This window comes from Enterobacter cloacae complex sp. 385G4 (assembly GCF_057320665.1).
Window position 1 is genome coordinate 1 of sequence record NZ_JBXWDD010000028.1, and the last position, 769, is coordinate 769.

General features: G+C 53.6%; 1 protein-coding gene. It reads left to right on the forward strand.

Annotation, left to right across the window (positions count from 1 at the left end; all coding sequences use genetic code 11):
* The first annotated feature begins 55 nt into the window (after positions 1 to 55).
* Positions 56 to 753 (forward strand): IS1-like element IS1B family transposase gene (locus tag AC2FAJ_RS23490; protein ID WP_095033700.1). Its coding sequence is split into 2 segments (ribosomal slippage): positions 56 to 305 and positions 305 to 753, totalling 699 coding nucleotides; the frame shifts between segments, so codons are not numbered across the junction.
* Positions 754 to 769: the final 16 nt, after the last annotated feature.

Below are 769 nucleotides of genomic sequence, written 5' to 3' on the forward strand. Positions count from 1 at the left end.
GGTGATGCTGCCAACTTACTGATTTAGTGTATGATGGTGTTTTTGAGGTGCTCCAGTGGCTTCTGTTTCTATCAGCTGTCCCTCCTGTTCAGCTACTGACGGGGTGGTGCGTAACGGCAAAAGCACCGCCGGACATCAGCGCTATCTCTGCTCTCACTGCCGTAAAACATGGCAACTGCAGTTCACTTACACCGCTTCTCAACCCGGTACGCACCAGAAAATCATTGATATGGCCATGAATGGCGTTGGATGCCGGGCAACCGCCCGCATTATGGGCGTTGGCCTCAACACGATTTTCCGCCATTTAAAAAACTCAGGCCGCAGTCGGTAACCTCGCGCATACAGCCGGGCAGTGACGTCATCGTCTGCGCGGAAATGGACGAACAGTGGGGATACGTCGGGGCTAAATCGCGCCAGCGCTGGCTGTTTTACGCGTATGACAGGCTCCGGAAGACGGTTGTTGCGCACGTATTCGGTGAACGCACTATGGCGACGCTGGGGCGTCTTATGAGCCTGCTGTCACCCTTTGACGTGGTGATATGGATGACGGATGGCTGGCCGCTGTATGAATCCCGCCTGAAGGGAAAGCTGCACGTAATCAGCAAGCGATATACGCAGCGAATTGAGCGGCATAACCTGAATCTGAGGCAGCACCTGGCACGGCTGGGACGGAAGTCGCTGTCGTTCTCAAAATCGGTGGAGCTGCATGACAAAGTCATCGGGCATTATCTGAACATAAAACACTATCAATAAGTTGGAGTCATTACCA